We start from the raw sequence: 15,537 nt of genomic DNA, 5'->3' as shown, positions 1-15,537 counted from the left end.
AAGTAACCCGCAGTTTATGTTTTTAAACTGCGGGATGATAAGTAATGTAAACCAACCACTACTAATCTAAAATTTAAAGAGGGCTCATCTCTTTAAACAGATAACTAACTATCTTAATTAACACTTATGACTAATAGCAAAAGTCTATTTCTCGATTGCTATCACTGCAAAGAAATGTTTAAATAACACTTCTAATGAGGGGTAAATTGGAAAAAAAAGGAGGTCAAAATTGCAATTAACCATTATTTTGAGTCAAATTTTGAAGAGTATTTAAAATCATGGGGGATTTTTTACAAAATATACAATTATTGAATAAAACGCAGTTTTTCAGCTAAAACGTTTGAGTCGGATAAAAAAAATCGGGTTTTCATTTTAAAAAGACGCAAATTATGCAACGGCAAAAAGGAATCTATTGCTTATTTAATGATATTCAAGTCAGAATTGAATGACGTTTTATACTTTTTGATGTATTCTGAAGGCGTCATGCCAAAGAGTTTAACAAACTGTTGCCTGAAATATTTCGGATCTTCAAAACCTACTTCTGTACTGGCCTGAGTAATATTCATATCTTCGGTTAGCATGAGCATTGCTGCTCTTCTAATTCGCAGTGAACGAATAAAAGCATTTAAGGTTTGACCAGAAATAATTTTGATTTTGGTATAAAGCGTTCTGTGGCTCATGCCCATTTCAAGGGCAAAAGTTCGAATCGTAAAATCTTTTTTATGAATATTAGCTTCCACAATCTCGATACATTTTTTTAATATCTCTTGATATTCGACAGGAACTTTCTGCGTATTTTCTTTTAATGTTATATGATCTAAGAAATAGGTACGCAGGTTATGGCGGTTTCGCAATAACGATTCGACTCTTGCGGTAAGAATATCATCATCAAATGGTTTGGTGATGTAATCGTCTGCGCCTTCATTAATGCCCTGCAAATGGGTCTCCGGATTTTTAGATGCCGTTAATAAAATTACTGGAATATGCGATAACGCACTATCTTCTTTAATTCTTCGACACAACTCTAAACCGTCCATAGCTTCCATAGTAATATCACTAATGACAAGATCTGGCATCTGTTTTTTGGTCATTTTTAAACCTTCTTCTCCATTCTCGGCACTATAAACTATGTAATTATCCGCAAATAACTTAATGAGATAGGCTCTAATTTCTGCATTATCATCAATTATAAGAACAGTTCGCTTATCGGTTAACATGGTCTTTTTAAAATCACTGTCGGCAATAGAAGTCATTGCTGTAGAAATCGGTTCTTCGATTTCATCTGGAATCAATTCGTCAAATAATTGGCTTCGCTGCGGTTTTTCATTCGTAATTTCTATATCCTCAAAATGACTATTTCCTTTTAAAAATGCCAATTTAAAAGTGCTTCCTTTTCCTTTTTCACTGCTGCAGGTTACAGAACCTTTATGTTTGTCAACGAAATATTTTACGATATAAAGTCCAATGCCAAATCCAGTTCCAACCGAAACTTTTGAATTGATCTGTTTGAATTTTTCAAAAATAACATCAATATCTTTTTTATCAATTCCGTCTCCGCTATCCGCTATTTCAAGAAAAACTTCTTGATCATTTTCCGTCAAAGTCAAATTGATCTCACCTCCTACTGGCGTGTACTTGAAAGCATTTGACATTAAATTGAAAAGCGAAATTTCGATCTTTTCATAATCTCCAATAAGGGTTATTTCATGATCTGGAATTGTAAAAGTATAATGAATGCTTTTATCTTTGGCCTGATTGACAAAGCATTGGTACACTTCATTAGAAAGATTGTTTACATTAATTGGCGACAAGCGAAGAGAATCAGCATCGTTTTCTGCTTTTCTTAATAAGAGAAGCTGATCAACCAAACTCAAAAGTCTTCTGGCATTACGATGTGCAATGGCCAAATCGCTTCCAGAAGAACCATTTTCTACAATTTCTTTCTGAACTGCTTTTTTCAGCGGATTAATAATCAGCGAAAGCGGTGTTCTAAATTCGTGTGAAATATAAGTAAACATAGAAGACTGCTTTTCGGCAATCTCTTTTTCTTTTTTACTTTCAAGCTCAGCGATTTTTACCTTATACTTTAATTTTTCTTTGTTTTTATTGTAATCCAAATACAAGAACAAGATTCCGCCAATTGCAGAAAGGTACAATGTATACGCCCACCAGGTTCTGTACCAAGGCGGTAAAACCTCGATAGAAACTAAACTGACTTCTTTATTCCAGCCTCCTTTAAAATTGGTAGTTTTTACTTTAAAAGTATATTTTCCTTCAGGAAGTCTTGAATAATTTGCCTTTCGAGTTTGGCCTACATAATTCCATTGCTGATCCCAGCCTTCTAAAAAATAGGCGTAATTTATTTTATCTGCATTATTATAGTCTAATGCCACAAATTCTAATGACAGAGTGGTTTGATCGTATTCCAGACTAACTTCTTTTATTTTATTTGAATCGACATCAACCTCAGCCTTACTTTCTTCAATAAGCTGATTATTGACGTAGAAATCAGTAAGAAGCACATTGTTTTTTTGAATAAAGCCTTTTATCGTTTGGGGATAAAAAACATTAAAGCCGTTTATACCTCCAAAAAGAAATTCTCCAGATGAAAGTTTTGTTCCAGCATTAAAACTAAACTGATTGCTTTGAAGTCCGTCATTTACAGAAAAATTGCGGAATGTTTTACTTTTTTTATCGTAACGGCAGATTCCGTTGTACGTGCTCATCCATAAATTTCCTTCCTTATCTTCTAATAACCTCAGAATGGAATTTGAAGGCAGACCATCATCTATTGTTAATCTTTTAAATGTATTTGTTTTTCGGTCAAATAAAAGCAGACCGCCTTCTTGGGTTCCCACCCAAAGATTTTTGTCCTTGTCTTCGTGAATACATCTTATCGGATTTCCGATTATTTTTTTAGTGATTTTCCGAGTATTTTTATCAATAGATAAAAGCGAAGTGTAATTTCCTGCCCATAGTTTTCCATCAGAAGTTTCGATCATGCACTGCAGATTATCGATTCTTTTATCAAAAAGTTCAAAGGCGTCTTTATCTCGGTTTAAAAGATACAGCGTACCTTCGTTTGTCGAGCTTGCCCAAATATTTGCCTTTGAATCTTTAAAGATAAACCAGATATTTTTCTCGGTTTGTTTGGTATGCGTATTATAGCAAGAATAATTTTTTACGCTATTAGTGCTCTTGTTTATTTTATTGATTCCTCCAGCCCAAGTCGAAATCCAGATATCGTTATGATTGTCACGAACTATTCCCGTTATAAAAGGACTAGAAAGCGCGTTCCCATAATTGGTATAACTGTTGTTTTTTCTATCCCAATATTTCAAACCAGCGCCGTCTGTACCGACCCAAACGTTCTTTTTTTCGTCTTCGCAAAAAGACAAAATAAAGTTGTCTGCTGGATCTTGAGCATTATAACGAATACTTTTGAAATATTTTGGCGTATCGCTCAGCATACTGATTCCGCCACGAAGCGAACCAAACCATTTGTTGCCCGATTTATCTTCGTACAAACTCCAAACCGAATTGCTTTTGGCCAACTGTTCGTTATAAGAAAGAAGTTTTTTACTGTTTGGATTAATGTAGAAAATCCCGCAACCGTCTGTTGTAACCCAAGTTTTTCCCTTTTTATCTTCTAAAACATCTGTAACGCTGCATTTATTGGTAAAATAGTTTTCTGAAATAGAACCTGTTTTGGTATTCATTAAAAATAAACCTTCGTCTGTTCCTAACAGAAGATTTCCATCAGAAGAAAGTTTCATGGCTTTTACGCCAATTGAAAGCGGGAATACAACTTTTAAGTCTTTTTCTTTATAATTATATGCGCAAACTCCAACATTGCGGACATATATCCAACATCCAGATTTTTGTTTATTTTCCTGAATTGCAATAGCATCATAATTAGAAATCGTAATTCTGTTTCCTAATGCGTTGAGCGGAATATGTTTTCCTGTGAAAGAACCGTTTTCAAAAGCCAATAATCCAAGTTTCTGTGAAGCAACCAAAACCAAATTATCTGACACGGAACGCATCTGATGTATAATATCTTGAAGCACTTTGGGTTTATCGTCCCACATCGTATACTGGACGGTATGAAATGATGCTTTTGTTTTATCATAAATACAGATTCCGCTAGTTCCTCCTACCCAAATATTATTTCTAGAATCGCCTTCAATATTGTAAATGGTATTGAATAACAGAGATTTCTTATCGTTGATTCTGTTTCTAAAGACTTTAAAATTATAGCCGTCATAACGGTTTAAACCATCATAGGTTCCAAACCACATATAACCTTCTTTGTCCTGATAAATTGTGATGATGGAATTATTGGACAAACCGTCTGAAATATCAAGAAATTTGATCGGATAATCCTGCGAATATCCTACCAAAGAAAACCCAATTAGCAGTAGAAGATGTAGAACTAAACGCTTCAAAATGTACATTATTATATTATTGTAAAAAGTACAATTATAAGCTAATTTTAGGAAAATTTTAAAAAAAGAAAGCAGAAATGGCAAACATTCCTGCTTTCTAATTGTGATTTTATGTTTGGTCTTGTTTTTTAATAAACCATTCCCTACTGAGCATTATTTCTATGGGAATATTTTCACCAGTAAAAAGATAAAAAACTTAATCCAATAAAAATACGATTAATCCTCTTGCTCCGTGGGCTCCAAGAACCAGAGACTGCTCAATATCAGCTGTTTTTGACGGACCAGCTATAAAAGTTCCAAAACCATATTCCATGTTTCCAATTCTTTGATACGCTTGCTGCATTGTTGGAACAAGATCTTTTTTATGAACGATAATGGCCAAATATTGCGCTATGAAAGGTGCAACACGCTGACCTAAAATATCATCGGTTACCCAAAGCGCGCTGTTTTCTGCAACTCCAAAATGTGCTTTTACAACCGTTAACTCCACATCTTGAAGCGAATGCGGATCAACCGTTTTCCAATCTAAAGAAGCAATTTCTGAAAGCTCTGGAATCGTAGTGATGAGTCTCTTTTCTAAATTATAATTCGATTTGATATAATTGATGATTTCGCTGTAATCTGCAACTTCTACAGGATCGCCTCCAATTCCTTTTAAAACGGTTTTATAAGTTTCTAACACATCGAATTGTTCAGAACCTAAAAGATTCAGATCTGGTAATTGTGCAGCCTCATTAGGCTGGTTTGCTTTTATTCTTTTTAAAATTTCGCCTTTACTACTCATTCTTTTTATCTTTAGATTCTCTCGAATTTTTCTTGTACCATTCTCTAAAAGATTCTTCGGGAACATCTGGCATTTCGCGTTGATCGTACCATTTGTTCATCTTATTATTGACCATTCCCGGAATGTTCTTCATTACAAATCGTCCTGACTTTCCAGCAATAGTAAAAACTGTCGGATTTGCCAGTACAGTTGCCATTGTTTTCATGGCTACCGTTTTGGCTTTGGGCGTATAACCTTCTTTTACCAAAACCTGACGCCATTTGTACAATTGGTCGTGAATATCGATTTTTACAGGGCAAACATTGGTACACGAACCGCAAAGCGTACTTGCAAATGGCAAATCGGCATTTTTGCTCATATCTAAATTTGGCGCTAAAATAGAACCAATTGGTCCCGCAACCGCGTTGTGATAGCTGTGTCCGCCACTGCGTCTGTAAACTGGGCAAGTGTTCATGCAAGCGCCGCAACGAATACATTTTAATGAATTTCTAAAATCTTCTCTTCCTAATTGCGTGCTTCTTCCGTTGTCTACAATTACGATATGCATTTCTTTTCCGTCTCTTGGCTTCTTAAAATGGCTTGAGAAAGTAGTTATTGGCTGTCCTGTTGCGCTTCTTGCCAATAATCTTAAGAAAACGCCTAAATGCTCTCTCTTCGGAATTAATTTCTCGAATCCCATGCAGGCAATATGAACATCTGCTAAATGCGCGCCCATATCAGCATTTCCTTCGTTGGTGCACACCACAAATTCTCCTGTTTCGGCTACCGCAAAATTGACTCCTGTTAAAGCTACTTTTCTAGTTAAAAAAGTATTTCTTAAACTCTGGCGAGCCGATTCTGTCAAATATTGCGGATTGAAGTTTCCTTTTTCCGTACCCAAATGTTCGTGGAAAGTTTCGCTTACATCTTCTTTCTTCAAGTGAATCGCCGGAAGTACAATATGGCTTGGCGGTTCTTTACGAAGCTGAACGATGTATTCACCTAAATCAGAATCGATTACTTCTATTCCTTTTTCGGCTAAATAATCGTTTAAATGGCATTCTTCTGTAAGCATCGATTTGGATTTCACCATTTGCTTAACCTCATGTTTGGCCATGATAGAATGCACGATTTCGTTGTGTTCTTTGGCATCGGCTGCCCAATGCACGATTATTCCGTTTCGTTGCGCATTCGCTTCAAATTCAACTAAATAATCATGAATATTAGAAAGCACATTAAATTTTATTTGAGAAGCTGTTTCTCGAAGCAGTTCCCAATCTTTAATCTGATACGCTGATTTATCTCTTTTGGCACGCACAAACCAAAGTGTTTCGTCGTGCCAATTGACACGCTCTACGTCTTTGTTAAACTTGGCTGCGGCTTCGCTGTGCGGTATTATTTTTTCTGATGACATCTGTAAAAATTGTTTTTACCATTAAGATATTAAGTAAATTAAGCTAAACTTTATGACCAAGAAAATTAAGCTTACTTTAAAATCACTTAAATCTCTTATTTTTTTATCAATTAAATATTTCAAGCTAAACTTAATTCACTTAATATCTTAATGGTAGAAAAAAATTAATTTTCGAGTGAATTTAATATTTCAGCAATGTGAATGGTTTTGATTTTGCTTTTTTGCCTTTTTAGAATTCCGTCTAAATGCATTAAGCAAGACATATCTCCGCCTGTAATATAATCCACATTATGACTTTCGTGATCTTTAATTCTGTCTTGACCCATTTTTACAGAAACGGCTTCTTCGGTAACGCAAAATGTACCTCCAAAACCACAGCATTCGTCTTTTCTAGTCAATTCAACTAAATCAAGATCTTTGATACTGTGCAATAGTTGTTCTGGTTTAGAGAAAAATGGCGCGTTCAATTCAGACATTTGCGAAAGCTTTAATCCGCGCTGGCCGTGACAGCTTACGTGCATTCCGACTTTATACGGAAATCTTCCGTCGATATGGTCGATTTTTAAAACGTCGGTTATAAACTCCGTAAGTTCGTAAACCGTATTTCGAATGGCTGTTGCCTTCTCTTCTTGCTTTTCGTCATGCAAATGGTCTTTTACATGCAAAACACAACTTCCAGAGGGACAGACTATGTAATCAAATCCAGAAAAATTGGCAATAAAATTGGCATCGCATCCTTTTGTTAAATGCGCGTAACCGCTATTGGCCATTGGTTGTCCGCAACAGGTTTGTCCCATCGGAAATTCGACGTCACAACCTAATTTTTGAAGTAATTCGTAGGTTGCTATTCCTACTTTTGGATAAAATTGGTCGACATAACAAGGTATAAAAAGTCCAATTTTCATGTTGTAGTTTTTAGTGTGTTGTTCATTAGGCGTGTAGGATAAAAAATGTAGAAATTACGTTTCTCAGCAAATTTACAACATACAGACCGTTTTTACCTAATGTTTATAGAATTTCAAGTCAATTAAATCATTCTGTATCGGTTTTGGATTCCAGTTATCATGAATGGCCAATGCTGCTCCCAAAGCACTAGCCTGCGCCATCGAAGCGGCATACACTTCTACGTCGGGAAAAGCTTCTGCCAATAAGTTCATGTAAATCGAATTTTTACTGAAACCTCCGTCCACAAAAATCTTTTTTACCGGACTGTTCTGAATGACCAAATTTGTAGAAAAAACCTGCTGCTCTACCAAATCCAACATTAATTGATGATAAGCGGTTTCGTAATTTTTATAATACGAAAGATCTCTTTTTTGAAAAGGGCATTCTTTCAGAATATCGAAATTGTACTTTTTAGGATAGATAATCTGATAATTGAGCGCTCGCAAGTTGGCTACGATTTTTTTGTCAAAATAAACTTCTTTGTAGGCATCAACAGAAACATTGAAATGCTGTGCCAAACGTTTGGTCTGTACTTCATGCTCGTTTCCAGCAAATAAACGCGCTGCTTTTACTGGTTTTTCGGTGTATTGCATGTAGCAAAGGCAATCGTTCTGCAATTCGTCAAAAGTCAGTCGTTTGTTGTTGAATGGATTTAAAGAAATACTCCAAGTTCCCGTAGACAACAATACAAATGGTTCTGTAAAGTTGATTGTATATGGTATGATCGCCGATGAGCTATCATGCAAACCAACTCCAATTGCAAGGTTCTCGCGGGTCATAATGACATCTTTGCCAAAATGTATTGGCGGTATTTTTTCTGAAATATTTTCTTCTTTGAGCCATTTATGGTATTTCATTTTTTTGAAATTCCACAAATTGGTGTGACAGCCAATACTGGTAATATCGGCGTAAGCTTCATTCGTTAAAAGAAAACTCAAAAACTGCGGCAAATGCAAACAGTATTTTACTTTTTCGAAGATTTCTGGCTTTTGTTCTTTCAATCGGTAAATCTGCATTCCAGAATTTAAACTGCCTAAAACCGGAGAAGCTGTTTTTACCGCAAACTTCTTTTCTCCTTTGTATTTTTCATAGAAATCAGTTTTTAAATCCTCTGGATAATCTTTTAGATAATTATACAGAGGAGTTAAAACTTTTCCGTTTTCGTCAATATAAACAAAACTGGCTCCGTAAGTGCTGAAATTGATTGCTTTTAAAACATAATCACTAAGTGCTTTTATTTCAGACAATCGATCTAAAATCCAGTTTTTCAGCACTTCGATATCTTCACACGGAAATCCGTCTTCGTCTGTCGTTTCCTCCAGATTTACCGATTTCTCCCAGACAATTTTATAATTTTCGTTAAATAAAAAAACCTTTTTGTTTGTTTTACCAATATCAAAAATCGCAACTACATTCATTTATTTTAATTGTAAATTGTTAATTATCAATTGTCAATTTATAATTATAAGCCTGTTGCCATTGTTTTTAAACCTCTCTCGCCAACTAGGTTTTCTCTAACCTGAAGCGAACGGTATAATGCTACCGGATTTAATGCTGCTCCAGAACGCAGACGAGCTTCTGCAACTAGTGCGCGAACATCTGTACGGAATGCATTTTGAAGAATTTCTTGTGCTTTTACGACGTCATTTTCTTCTTGCGCTTGTTCTAATGCTTTTCTATCTACAGAAAGCGCTTGAGCGTAAGCAATCATAATCGCTTCAACAGATTGCAGTAAATCTTCTAACGGATCTTTGATGTTGTGAGAAGCATCGATCATCCATCCTAAATCTTTGGCGTGATTCATTCCTCTTGCATCCATTCCTTCAACCAATTCATTGAAAATCAAGAATAATTGATATGGTTTTAATGCTCCAGCGGTTAAATCGTCGTCTCCGTATTTTGAATCATTGAAGTGAAAACCTCCTAATTTATTATCCATTAATAAAATAGAAACAATTTGTTCGATGTTTGCATTTGGAAGATGATGTCCTAAATCTACCAGTGTTTTTGCTTTGTCTCCTAATTTTTGAACATAAGAATAAGACTGTCCCCAATCTGCCACTGTTGTAGAATAAAAATTAGGCTCAGCACATTTGTATTCCAAAAATAATTTCCAGTTTGAAGGCAATGCATCGTAGATTTCTTCTAAACTTTCTAATGTATTCTGATACGCTTTTCTGAAGTTTAATTGTCCAGGAAAATTAGAACCATCCGCTAACCAAACGGTCAAAGACTCCGATCCTAATTCGATTCCGTGTTTAATCACTTCGATATTGTGGGCAATTGCCTGTTTACGAACTGCTTTGTTTACGTTTTGTAAAGAGCCGTATTTGTAAGTGTACTCAGCGCTTGCCTGATCTTGAAACGTATTCGAGTTCATGGCATCGAATTTTAATCCGTGCTGCGCTGCTAATATTTTAATTTCGTGATAATTGGTTGGAATATCCCACGGAATGTGAAGTGAAATCGCTCCTGAAGCATTGTTTAATTTGTGAAGCAATCCCACATCTTCGATTTTCTCTTCTAAAGAACGAGGCTCTCCTCCTCCAGCAAAACGCCCAAATCTTGTTCCTCCTGTCCCTAGAGCCCAAGATGGAATGGCAATTTGAAAGTCGATTAATTTTTGGATAATCGCTTCTGTATCATTTATTTCTGACGCTGTAAAAATTAATTTATTCTGGTGTTTTTTTAATAAATCTTCGTTATGAGATTCAATGTGGTTTGATGAGATTAACATAGTTATTTATTCTTTAATAGAGTTTACAATATATAAATTTTATATTTCTAGTATATTTTTTTAACACGCATTGCCTAAATTTTGGGACGCGGATTTTACGGATTCGCTATCGCGAAGACGCGGAAAAAAACGATTTTTTTGTCTCACGCAGATTTAGGCAGATTTAGGCAGATTTAGACAGATTTAAGCAGATCTAAAGATTCTAATTTGAGATGATCTAAAAAAAATCTGCGTTCTCTGCTAGAATCTTTTTAAATCTGCGTGAAACCATAAAATAAAGATCTGCTTCAATCAGCGTTTTCGCGATAGCGAATCTGCGTCATCTGCGTTCAATTTTACGCATTTAATATTCTAAACTTATATACTGTACTCTGGTTTTACTTCACTTTTTTGTTACGTTTTCTTTGCTTAAAGCGAATGTTATATGCTAAAAAAATCTAACGTTCGAAAGAATTCGAACGCTAGACCACAAAAAACCACTTTTGCTTAAACAAACTTATATAAAAACCTAAACAATCTTTATCTATAAAAGCCCATGGCAACGCCGCCGTCTACGTTTAAAGCGTTTCCTGTAGATTTATCAAGTAAACCTCCAACAAAAGCATAACAAGCATTTGCGATATCATCGGGCAATATGATTTCATTTAATAGCGTACGTTTTGCATAGTAAGCCGGAAGTTCTTCAACTGTAATTCCGTATGCTTTTGCACGACCTTCTGCCCATCCTCCAGACCAAATATTTGAATCTGAAATTACAGCATCAGGATTTACTGTATTGACACGAATTTTATCTGCACCAAGTTCTGCAGCCATAAGACGTGTTAGGTGCGCTTGAGCTGCTTTTGCCGAACCGTAACCCGGATTGTTCGGACCAGCAACCACAGCATTTTTAGAAACGATATTTACAATATCACCTCCAAAACCTTGTTTGCGCATTACTTCGATTCCGGCTTTAGAAACAATAAATTGTCCTTTAACCAAGATATCGTACAATCTGTCCCACTCTTCTAAAGTGTGTTCTGCGATAGATTTTGAAATACTGATTCCAGCATTGTTTACAATAATGTCAACACCTCCAAAAGCTAAAGAAGCTTCGTCTAATGCTTTTTCTGTACTTACTTCATCCGTAACATTCAATAATGTGCTCGAAACCGCATCTTTACCAAATGCTTTTACAAACTCTGCTGCAGCGCCTTCTAAACGCTCTTCGTTAATATCATTCAAAACAACACAGGCGCCTTCTTGAGCGAATTTTTTAGCGATAGCTTTTCCAATTCCGCCTCCAGAACCCGTGATTAAAGCCACTCTTCCAGACAATGCTTTTGGTTTTGGCATACGCTGTAATTTTGCTTCTTCTAATAACCAATATTCAATATCAAAAGCTTCTTGATGCGGTAAAGAAGTATATTCTGAAACTGCTTCTGCACCTTTCATTACGTTTACTGCATTGATGTAATATTCAGATGCTAAACGTGCCATTGTTTTGTCTTTAGCAAAGGTGAACATACCAACTCCAGGATATAAAATAACCACTGGGTTTGGGTCACGCATTGCTGGTGAATTTGATTTTTTACATGCATTGTAATAGTCTTTGTACATAGCACGGTAAGCTTCAAAAGCTGGCGCTAATTTTGCTTTTACAGCCGCAACATCAGATAAATCTTCGTTTGGATCTAATTCTAAAACCAACGGGCTGATTTTAGTTCTCAAAAAGTGATCTGGACATGAAGTTCCTAATGGAGCTAATTTTGAAAGATCATTAGAATTAATGAATTCTAAAACTCTTGCATCATCTGTGTAGTGCCCAATCATTTGGCGTTCTGACGAACAGAAGCCTCTTAAAATTGGAGCTACTTTTGCCGCTTTCAATTTACGGTCTGCTTCTGAAAGACTGTCGATTTTCTTTCCTCCAAAAACGGGACGTTTTTTTCCGTAGTTATCTTCTAAATAAGAAGCACATTTCTCGATTACTTCCAATGTATTAATGTAACTGTCAAATGCAGTGTCTCCCCAAGTAAATAAACCATGAGAACCTAACATGATACCGCGCAGTTTTTTACCGTTTTTTTCTGCTTCTTCTAGACAAGCTCTCAATTGAAGGCCAAGATCAAATCCTGGACGCTGCCAGCCTACCCAGCCGATTTCTCCGTTGAATAATTCTTCTGTAATTTTCTTTCCATCTTTCGCTGCAGCGATCGCAATTGCTGCATCTGGATGCAAGTGATCGATATGTTTGAATGGAAGAAAACCATGCAAAGGCGTATCGATAGAAGGCGCTTTTGACGCTAAATCGAAAATACAGTGGTTGAATAATTCTACCATTTCATCTTCAAACTCAATGCCTCTGTAAACATTTTCAAGATTACGAAGTCTGTCCAAATACAAAGCCGCACAACCTGATTTTGTCAACGTTCCAATATCTCCGCCAGAACCTTTAATCCACATTACTTCAGAAGAGGCTCCAGTAAGAGGATCTTTATCTGTAATTTTCACAGAAGTGTTTCCTCCTCCGTAATTGGTCAATCTTAAATCAGCTCCTAACAAGTTAGAACGATAAATAAAAAGCGCTACTTCATCACCTGCTAGTGCTGCTGCCTTAGCTTCATCCCAAAGGTAGCTTACATGCTTAAAATTCATATTATTAATTGTGTTTGTATTCGACATATAGTATTTTAGATTATTTCTTGTAATTATTTATAATGAGTTCCCAATTCCTACCAAGATGATTGCTAGCATAATAAGCCCAATTCCCCAGAAAAAAGTTCTTAATGTTTTCTTAGAAACTCCCGTCCATTCTTTTAGGTAAAATCCCCAAAAATTTGCTGTTAGAATAATGGTTGCCATGTGCAGAATCCACGAACTGGCTCCATTTCCTAATTTGCTTTCTCCCATTCCATAAAAGAAAAACTGTAAAAACCACATGGTTCCAGCAAGAGCAGAAAACAAAACGTTTTTAGTTATTGGCGTAGATTTGTCGGTATAATTTTTAATTGATTTATTTTTAAAATTCAAATAAAGACACCAGATGAAATTGGTTGTAAGTCCTCCCCATAACAAGACAACATAAGTCACATTATTTTGAAACAACGGATTTGCACCATTTACTACAGCATGTTCTGCCATCGATTTTCCAGCTTCGATTCCATAATTAAAAAACGAACTTAAAATTCCTGAAATCACCGCTACAATCAAACCTTTTACCAGATTGAAGTCTTTATCCTTATCTTCATGACCAGTTGCAAAATCTTTCTCTTTCAGCATTCCTGCTTTCCCAGAAATGGCAATTCCAACCAGATACACTACAACTCCTAATAAAACAAGCTGTCCGCCAGGATTAGAAAGCATATGAGAGAATGAAATTTTCCCATCAGTTGGAACTAAATCATAATATATAGATGGAACCAAAGCTCCAAATGCCGAGCAGAATCCTAAAGTAATAGAATTCCCTAAAGACATTCCTAAATAACGAACTCCCAGACCATAGGTCAAACCGCCAATTCCCCAGATTAGCCCCATTGTAAATGTGAAGGTTTTTATTGATGGAGAAGCTGCTGCAATAATTTCAGTAAAATTTGGAATCGTTAAGTAAGCTGCAATTGGCGGCACAATCAGCCAAGAGAAAAATCCTCCTACGAGCCAGTAGCTTTCCCAAGCCCAGTCCTTCACTTTCTTAAAAGGCATATAAAAACTACCCGAAGAAAATCCTCCGATAGAATGAAAAATGATTCCTAATAATGATTCCATTTAATAAATTTTAGTTTTTGGTTTGTTAGATAGTAATTTGGTTTTGTAAAATAAGAGAATGTCAAAAACAAAACTGTCCTGTACTATCCTTTACATATTTTATATTTTTTGTTAAAACTAAAGATTATTAGAAATAACGACCTGTAATTATTGGGTAAACAAATTTAAAATGGCTATTTTAGCAATCGATTTCGTAATTATTGATTCTGCATTAGGGTTAAAATTTGCAAATCATAAAAAAAAGATTACAAGCCTTGTCAAATTCTCTTTTTCGTGCTTAAAATGATTCTGTATAACAGATTCTTTTATACAGAAGAGATTTTTTTAGTTAGTTAGATTAAAAATGAGTTTCGCTGAAGGGCGAGATAAATTTCCTCACAATGAACATGATTAAATTTATTAAAATAGACGAAGATTCTCGAGTTCCCAAATACAAACAAATTGTTGACTCTATTCTGCAGAACATCGCCAACGGAAATTTAAAAATCAATCAAAAAATTCCATCTATCAACAGTTTTAGCGAAGAGTTCTACATGTCGCGCGATACTGTTGAAAAAGCGTATAATATTTTAAAAGAGCGAAAAATCATTTCTTCTATTAGAGGAAAAGGGTATTATATTACCCGAACTAAGCTAGAATCTAAGGTTAATATTTTGTTCTTAACCAACAAACTGAGTTCGTACAAAATGAAAACCTACAGTTCGTTTATTGATACTTTGGGAGCCAATGCACATGTAGATCTTCAAATTTACCACTGTGACGAAACGCTGTTTTTAAATATCTTAGATAAGTTTGAAGGAGCTTACGATTATTATGTTATCACAACACATTTTAAAACAGATGAACTGAAGCACTTAAGTTTTACGGATAATGTTGTAAATGCCATTAAAAATATCCCGCAAGAAAAGCTGGTTGTTTTAGACAATATCAAATTAGGAACTGGTGATGATGTAATCAAAATTTATCAGGATTTTGAAAATGATATTTATAATGCGCTAATTGAAGGCCTTTCTAAAATATCAAAATACAAGCGTTTGATTCTGGTTTATCCAGACAAAGCGGTTTATCCTTATCCGAGACGAATTCTACACGGATTCAGAAAATTCTGCGTTGAACACGAAATCAATTTTGAAATTCTGAGTGAAGTTTACGATGATATGATCCTTAAAAAAGGAGATTTATTTATTACTATTGAAGAATCTGATTTGGTGAATTTAGTAAAGCAGATTCGTGATGAAGAATTTGTTTTAGGAAAAGATATTGGCGTCATTTCATACAACGATACTCCTTTAAAAGATTTGCTAGGCATTACCGTAATGTCTACCGATTTTAATGTAATGGGAGAAACCGCCGCGAGAATGATCTTGAATAAAGAAAGAGGTCAGGTAAAAGTTCCTTTTAATTTTATTGATAGAAATTCTATCTAAGGTTCTGAGGTTCTAAGATGCTAAGGTTCTAAGTTTTTTAAGCTTCTGAACACTAAGGT

The 15,537-nt window shown here is 35.3% G+C and carries 9 protein-coding genes; 1 reads left to right on the top strand and 8 read right to left on the bottom strand.

The window, feature by feature from the left end:
• Nucleotides 1-416: 416 nt before the first annotated feature.
• The 8 genes from J7574_RS19620 to rhaT all read right to left on the bottom strand — a co-directional run bounded on the left by J7574_RS19620 (nucleotide 417) and on the right by rhaT (nucleotide 14,051).
• Nucleotides 417-4,457, bottom strand: a complete 4,041-nt coding sequence (locus J7574_RS19620; protein ID WP_290972661.1) for a two-component regulator propeller domain-containing protein — start codon at nucleotides 4,455-4,457, stop codon at nucleotides 417-419.
• A 187-nt stretch (nucleotides 4,458-4,644) separates the two neighbouring features.
• Nucleotides 4,645-5,232 carry an LUD domain-containing protein gene (locus tag J7574_RS19615; RefSeq protein WP_290972658.1) on the bottom strand — a complete coding sequence of 196 codons (588 nt, stop codon included), beginning with the start codon at nucleotides 5,230-5,232 and terminating at the stop codon, nucleotides 4,645-4,647.
• On the bottom strand, nucleotides 5,225-6,625 hold the full coding sequence (locus tag J7574_RS19610) for a lactate utilization protein B (RefSeq protein WP_290972655.1): 1,401 nt from the start codon (nucleotides 6,623-6,625) through the stop codon (nucleotides 5,225-5,227). The genes J7574_RS19615 and J7574_RS19610 overlap by 8 nt, the downstream gene beginning before the upstream one ends.
• 164 nt (nucleotides 6,626-6,789) lie before the next feature.
• Complete coding sequence (locus J7574_RS19605; protein ID WP_290972653.1) at nucleotides 6,790-7,530, bottom strand: (Fe-S)-binding protein; 741 nt, start codon at nucleotides 7,528-7,530, stop codon at nucleotides 6,790-6,792.
• Between the two features lie 96 nt (nucleotides 7,531-7,626).
• A complete protein-coding gene (locus J7574_RS19600; RefSeq protein WP_290972651.1) occupies nucleotides 7,627-8,988 on the bottom strand; it encodes an FGGY-family carbohydrate kinase in 1,362 nt (453 codons plus the stop codon).
• Nucleotides 8,989-9,032: 44 nt separating this feature from the next.
• The gene (locus J7574_RS19595) at nucleotides 9,033-10,307 is read right to left on the bottom strand and encodes a TIM barrel protein (RefSeq protein ID WP_290972649.1); all 1,275 of its coding nucleotides are present in this window, start codon (nucleotides 10,305-10,307) and stop codon (nucleotides 9,033-9,035) included.
• 519 nt (nucleotides 10,308-10,826) lie between these two features.
• Nucleotides 10,827-12,971: a bifunctional aldolase/short-chain dehydrogenase gene (locus tag J7574_RS19590; RefSeq protein ID WP_290972647.1), complete on the bottom strand. Its 2,145-nt coding sequence runs from the start codon at nucleotides 12,969-12,971 to the stop codon at nucleotides 10,827-10,829.
• A gap of 30 nt (nucleotides 12,972-13,001) precedes the next feature.
• Complete coding sequence (gene rhaT / locus J7574_RS19585) at nucleotides 13,002-14,051, bottom strand: L-rhamnose/proton symporter RhaT (protein WP_290972645.1); 1,050 nt, start codon at nucleotides 14,049-14,051, stop codon at nucleotides 13,002-13,004.
• Nucleotides 14,052-14,437: 386 nt separating this feature from the next.
• On the opposite strand from rhaT, the gene J7574_RS19580 reads away from it, so the two are divergent.
• Nucleotides 14,438-15,478: a GntR family transcriptional regulator gene (locus tag J7574_RS19580; protein ID WP_290973122.1), complete on the top strand. Its 1,041-nt coding sequence runs from the start codon at nucleotides 14,438-14,440 to the stop codon at nucleotides 15,476-15,478.
• Nucleotides 15,479-15,537: the final 59 nt, after the last annotated feature.

The organism is Flavobacterium sp. (assembly GCF_017744675.1).
Classification (GTDB): Bacteria; Bacteroidota; Bacteroidia; order Flavobacteriales; family Flavobacteriaceae; genus Flavobacterium.
The sequence above is the reverse complement of the archived record's forward strand: the minus strand, read 5'-3'. Positions and strand labels throughout refer to the sequence as shown.

What these genes read in the sequence shown, in the direction of transcription:
- J7574_RS19610 (WP_290972655.1), bottom strand. Translation starts at nt 6,625, where the DNA reads ATGTCATCAGAAAAAATAATACCGCACAGCGAAGCCGCAGCCAAGTTT.
- J7574_RS19590 (WP_290972647.1), bottom strand. Translation starts at nt 12,971, where the DNA reads ATGTCGAATACAAACACAATTAATAATATGAATTTTAAGCATGTAAGC.
- J7574_RS19600 (WP_290972651.1), bottom strand. Translation starts at nt 8,988, where the DNA reads ATGAATGTAGTTGCGATTTTTGATATTGGTAAAACAAACAAAAAGGTT.
- J7574_RS19605 (WP_290972653.1), bottom strand. Translation starts at nt 7,530, where the DNA reads ATGAAAATTGGACTTTTTATACCTTGTTATGTCGACCAATTTTATCCA.
- J7574_RS19595 (WP_290972649.1), bottom strand. Translation starts at nt 10,307, where the DNA reads ATGTTAATCTCATCAAACCACATTGAATCTCATAACGAAGATTTATTA.
- J7574_RS19615 (WP_290972658.1), bottom strand. Translation starts at nt 5,232, where the DNA reads ATGAGTAGTAAAGGCGAAATTTTAAAAAGAATAAAAGCAAACCAGCCT.
- rhaT (WP_290972645.1), bottom strand. Translation starts at nt 14,051, where the DNA reads ATGGAATCATTATTAGGAATCATTTTTCATTCTATCGGAGGATTTTCT.
- J7574_RS19620 (WP_290972661.1), bottom strand. Translation starts at nt 4,457, where the DNA reads ATGTACATTTTGAAGCGTTTAGTTCTACATCTTCTACTGCTAATTGGG.
- J7574_RS19580 (WP_290973122.1), top strand. Translation starts at nt 14,438, where the DNA reads ATGATTAAATTTATTAAAATAGACGAAGATTCTCGAGTTCCCAAATAC.